Origin of the sequence: Streptomyces musisoli (assembly GCF_016741855.1) — a bacterium.
Lineage (GTDB): Bacteria > Actinomycetota > Actinomycetes > Streptomycetales > Streptomycetaceae > Streptomyces > Streptomyces musisoli.
In genome coordinates, this window is record NZ_JAERRH010000065.1 from 1 (window position 1) to 3,197 (window position 3,197).

Below are 3,197 nucleotides of genomic sequence, written 5' to 3' on the forward strand. Positions count from 1 at the left end.
CCAGGCCGCATTCCACGATGTGATCGTGCGGCACGAGAGTCTGCGGACGCTCTTCCCTGAGAACTCCCTCGGCGAGCCCTACCAGCACATCCTTTCCCCCGACGCACCTGAGCTTCCCGGTCTCGAACCGGAGGACGTCACGTCCGCCGAGTCGGTCGAGCGCCTCGCGGCCCTCGTGGGCGCCGGCTTCGACCTGACCACCGACGCACCGCTCCGCGCACGGCTGTGGGCGATGAGTGATGCGACGCATGTCCTCGTCGTGGTGCTCCACCACATCGCGGGTGACGGCTGGTCGATGGCGCCGCTGGCGCGGGACATAGCCACCGCGTACGCGGCACGCACCGAGGGACGCGTTCCGGACTGGGAGCCGCTGCCCGTCCAGTACGCCGACTTCAGCCTCTGGCAGCGCGATCTGCTGGGCAGCGAGGACGATCCGGAGAGCCTGGGCTCGCGCCAGCTCGCCCACTGGGCCGCGGCTCTGGACGGGGCCCCCGATGAACTGGAGCTGCCGACGGACCGGCCGCGTCCTGCCGTGGCGTCCCATCGCGGCGACGCCGTGCCCTTCGAGGTGGACGCGCAGACGCACGCCCGCCTCGCCGCGTTGGCGCGGGAGTCGGGTGCGAGCGTGTTCATGGTGCTCCAGGCGGCCTTCGCCACGCTCCTGTCCCGTTTGGGTGCGGGGACGGACATTCCGATCGGTTCGCCGGTCGCGGGCCGTACCGACGAGGCGTTGGACGATCTGGTGGGGTTCTTCGTGAACACGCTGGTGTTGCGCACGGACCTGTCCGGTGATCCCACGTTCCGTGAGCTGATCGGGCGGGTGCGGGAGACGGACCTGGCGGCCTACGCGCACCAGGACGTGCCCTTCGAGCACCTGGTCGAGGTACTCAACCCGACGCGGTCCCTGTCCCGCCACCCGCTCTTCCAGGTCATGCTCGCCCTCCAGAACAACGACCAGGCCGACCTGAGCCTGCCCGGCCTCACCGTGTCGGCCGGAGTCGACGAGGCGGCCCGTGTGTCAGCCGCCCGCTTCGACCTCACCGTCAACGTCGGCGAGCGTCACACGTGCAACGGCGGGGCGGCCGGGCTGTCCGGCGTCTTCGAGTACGCGACCGACCTGTTCGACCGGATCACCGTGGAAGGTATGGCCGAGCGATTCGATCTGCTCCTCGCGCATGCCGTACGGAATCCGGACGCCCGTCTGGCGGAGCTGCAACTCCTCCCCGAGCGGGAGCTGCACCAGCTCCTGGTCGACTGGCAGGGGCCCGCCCGACCCGAACGCGACGCATCAGCGATCAGCGGGGCGTCGGGCACCCTCCCGGCGATGTTCGCCGCCGTCGTGGCCCGCACGCCCGGTGCGATCGCCGTGGAGTGCGGCGAGGTGCGGTGGACCTTCGCCGAACTCGACGCCCGCTCCCGGGCACTGGCCGAGCGGCTGACGACACTCGGCGTGGCCGGGGAGACCCCGGTCGCCGTGCTCATGGAGCGCTCGGCGGACCTTGTCGCCGCGCTGCTCGGCGTGCTTCGGGCCGGCGGGACGTACGTACCTCTCCACACCGGTTACCCGGTCGCACGTATGCGTGCGGTGCTGGACGAGGCCGACGCACCCGTCCTGCTCACCGATGCCGCGTTCGCCGGGCACGCCCTGGCCTCCGGGCAGCGGGAGCAGGGGGTCACGGTGCTGGTCGTCGACGACCTCACCGTTGCTGCGGCCGGCCCTGCCACCGCTGAGACCACCCCGTGCACATCCTCCACCCCTGTGACCGCCGCGGCCGTGCTTCCGGACGCCCTGGCGTACGTGATGTACACGTCGGGTTCCACGGGCGTACCCAAGGGCGTGGCCGTCTCGCACCGCAACGTCCTCGATCTGGTCGTGGACTCCGGGTGGGACGTGGGTCCCGGGGACGGCGTGCTGATGCACGCCCCGCACGCCTTCGACATCTCCGTGTACGAGATCTGGGTGCCGCTGCTGAACGGCGCCCGGGTCGTCGTGGCTCCCGAGGGAACCCTGGAGGCCGCGGATCTTGACCGCCTGGTGCGGTCGCACGACGTGTCGCACCTCCACCTCACGGCGGGCCTCTTCCGCGTCATGGCCGAGGACCTGGTGACGACCTTCTCCCGTACCCGGGAGGTACTCACCGGTGGTGACGTGATCTCGGCGGACGCCATGCGCCACGTGCTCACGCACTGCCCCGGCACGAGCGTGCGCACGCTGTACGGTCCGACCGAGACGACCCTGTGCGTGACCGGCAAGCTGTGGCGGGCGGCGGCCGACGTCACCAGCCCCGTGCCGCTGGGGCGGCCGCTGGAGGAGACGCGCGCGTACGTGCTGGACCGCTCGCTGCGACCGGTGCCCGCCGGAGTCACGGGGGAGCTGTACCTCGCGGGCGCTGGACTGGCCCGCGGCTACCTGAACCGACCCGGCCTCACAGGTGAGCGGTTCGTCGCCGACCCGTTCGGAGCACCGGGTGAACGGATGTACCGCACGGGCGACCTGGCCCGCCGGCGTGCCGGTGACGGCGTGCTGGAGTTCCTCGGCCGCACCGACGAGCAGGTCAAGATCCGTGGTTATCGCGTCGAGCTCGGCGAGGTGGAGTCGGCCCTGTCGGCACATCCGCAGGTCGGGCAGGTCGCGGTGATCGCGCGTGAGGACCGGCCGGGGGACAAGCGCCTGGTCGCCTACGTCGTCCCGGCGAACGACGCCGATGTGCCGGACCCGGCCGCGGTGCGGCGGGACATCGGCGAAAGCCTGCCGGAGTTCATGGTTCCGTCCGCCGTGGTCGTGCTCCGGGCCCTTCCGCTGACTCCCAACGGCAAGCTCGACCGCCGCGCCCTGCCCGCGCCGGCCTTCGAACCGGCGACTACGGCCCGCGCGCCGCGCAGCGTCCACGAAGAGGTGCTGTGCGCGGTCTTCGCCGAAGTCCTCGGCCTGGACGTGGTCGGCGTCGACGACAGCTTCTTCGACCTGGGTGGCCATTCCCTGCTCGCGACCCGGGTCGTCAGCCGCATCCGCACCGCCCTCGGCGTGGAACTGCCGCTGCGCACCCTCTTCGAGGCACCCACGGTGGCTCAACTGGCTGCCCACACGGGGCAGGCGGACGTCGCTCGGAGGGCACTCGCCGCGGTGGAGCGGCCGGCGGTGGTGCCGTTGTCGTTCGCGCAGCGGCGGATGTGGTTTTTGAACCGGCTGGAGGGTA

The 3,197-nt window shown here is 71.5% G+C and carries 1 protein-coding gene; it reads left to right on the forward strand.

The window, feature by feature from the left end; genetic code table 11:
• Window positions 1-25: 25 nt before the first annotated feature.
• On the forward strand, window positions 26-3,197 hold a 3,172-nt coding region (locus tag JK361_RS40405; protein ID WP_307787455.1), incomplete at its 3' end, for a non-ribosomal peptide synthetase.